The organism is Caballeronia sp. M23-90 (genome assembly GCF_053574605.1).
The window spans coordinates 1-2,323 of the sequence record NZ_JBSIPA010000691.1 but is presented as its reverse complement, the minus strand read 5'-3'; the positions used below and the strand labels follow the sequence as shown (position 1 = coordinate 2,323).

The 2,323-nt window shown below is 59.4% G+C and carries 2 protein-coding genes and 1 pseudogene; all 3 read left to right on the top strand.

The window, feature by feature from the left end; genetic code table 11:
* On the top strand, positions 1 to 293 hold a 293-nt coding region (locus ACRXB1_RS34730), incomplete at its 5' end, for a TonB family protein (protein ID WP_449494618.1).
* A gap of 163 nt (positions 294 to 456) precedes the next feature.
* A complete protein-coding gene (locus ACRXB1_RS34725) occupies positions 457 to 2,109 on the top strand; it encodes a peptide ABC transporter substrate-binding protein (RefSeq protein WP_449494617.1) in 1,653 nt (550 codons plus the stop codon).
* Positions 2,110 to 2,122: 13 nt separating this feature from the next.
* Positions 2,123 to 2,323 (top strand): annotated as a pseudogene (locus ACRXB1_RS34720) (energy transducer TonB); the annotation flags it as partial.

The window sequence follows — 2,323 nt, the reverse complement described above, 5'->3', positions numbered from 1 at the left end:
TTGCGTTGCATGGCGTGGTGGATGGCCGTGGACACTGCCAGTCCGTGCAGCCGCAGATTCCGCGCAAGGCGCTGCAGGACGGCATCTCGGCTGACGTGATCGCGCATCTGACGATCAATCCGGACGGCAGCGTGGGCGCCGTGAAGATCGTGAAGACGACGCCGCCGACTTCGGTCTTCAACGAAGCCGTCACTACTGCAGCCAAGGCGTACAAGTGCGAGAAGAACGCCGAGCCGTATGTTGGCGAGGTGACCTTCTCGTTCAAGACCGCGCCGAGCAGCGACGACGAATGACCGTCTTCATGCGCGTTCGTTGGATCTGATCCATCACAAAGTTGAACCAAACCTTCGGCATGTCCCGCTCAGTGTGTGAGACATGCCGAAGGCCGCTGCAACCGCGAGTGGTCACTGATCATCGGCCATTGGCGGCAGGTCATGAATTCCGGGAGTTTCCTTGATGTTTTTCGCTTCGTCCGTTTCTTCATCCGTTCTTCCTGCGCGCCGGTCGTCCACTTTATTGGCCGCGTGTCTCTTCAGCGCCGCAATCCTCCCCAGTCTCGCCAGCGCGGCCATCATCCCGCCCGGCACGCAACTCGCCGCGAAGCAGGAGCTGGTGCGCAACAATGGCAGCGAAGTCGAGACGCTCGATCCGAACGTCGCCGAATCCGTGCCGGCCAATAACGTTACGCGGGATCTCTTCGAAGGCTTGACTGCTGTTCGCTCCGACGGTGAAACGGTACCCGGCGTCGCCGAGAAGTGGGAAATGAAAGACTCGACCACGTGGATCTTTCATCTGCGAAAGAACGCGAAGTGGTCGAACGGCGAACCAGTCACGGCGGGAGATTTCGTTTTCAGTGCCCAGCGGCTCGTCGATCCAAAAACCGCATCACCATATGCGAACACGTATGGCATGTTCCTGCTGAACGGCACGGAAATCGTCGCGGGCAAAAAGCCGGTCGCATCGCTTGGTGTGACGGCGATCGACGCGAATACGCTGCAGATAAGGACCCCGTACCCGGTGCCGTTCCTGCCTGACCTGATGACCAACACGAACTTCGGCCCCATCAACAAGGCAGCGATGGAGAAGAACGGCAAGGACTGGACGAAGCCGGGCAAGCTCGTCAGCAACGGCGCGTTCATGCTGAAAGACTGGCAGGTGAACAACCGGCTCGTGCTCGCGAAGAACCCGAATTACTGGAATGCCGGTTACGTGCAGCTCAACCAGGTGACGTACCTGCCTATCGAAGATGAGAACACGGACGTCAAGCAGTACGAGTCGGGCGGCAACGACTGGGTTTACCAATTGCCCTCTGGCACGTTCGCGCGCTACAAGCAGGAGTATCCGAACGAGATGCGCGCAGCGCCCATGCTCGGCTTGCGCTACTACTCGTTCAACAACAAGGACCCGTTGTTGAAAGACGTACGCGTGCGCAAGGCGTTGTCGATGGTCATCGATCGCGACATCCTAGCGCAACGCGTCACGGCCGATGGCCAGATCCCGGCGTATGGCGTGATTGTGAAGGGCGTGAAGGGCGCGGACGTGAACGCCTACGACTGGGCGTCATGGCCCATGGCAAAGCGCGTGGAAGAGGCCAGGAAACTGTTGGCCGAAGCGGGCGTGAAGCCTGGCACCAAGCTGCAGTTCGCGATGAACACCAGCGAATATCACAAGAAAATGGCGATCTTCGCGGCGTCGGAATGGAAGAGCAAGCTCGGGCTCGATACCGACATCCAGGCCATGGAATTCAAGGTCTTGCTGAAGAAGCGCCATGATGGCGATTACCAGATTGCGCGCAACGGCTGGGTTGCCGACTACAACGACGCCAGCACGTTCCTGACGCTGGTTCAGTGCGGCTCGGAGCAAAACGACAATCAGGCCTGCAATCCGAAAGCCGATGCGCTGATGCGTGAAGCATCGAACTCCACCGATCCCGCTACGCGCCTGAAGCTGCAAACGGAAGCAGGCAAGGTTGCAATGGAAGACTATCCCATGCTGCCGCTCCTGCAATACACGCTCGTGCGCCTCGTGAAGAGCTACGTGGGCGGTTATTCCACGAAGAATCCGATGGACCACTACCGCAGCGAAGACCTGTACATCATCAAGCACTGAGCCCGAACCCGTCATGAACGATTCGCATGAACCCTTGAAGGGCGCGCTGTGGGCGTCCGCGCACGCGGAACACAAACATCAGCCGATGGGTGTGTTCATCGCGGCGGCGGTCGTCGTGACGGTGTTGATGATCTACGGCCTCACGCATGTGAACTTTGCGCCTGTGCAAGCGCCGCCCAAGGAGATGCGCGTGACCATGGCGCCACCGCCACCA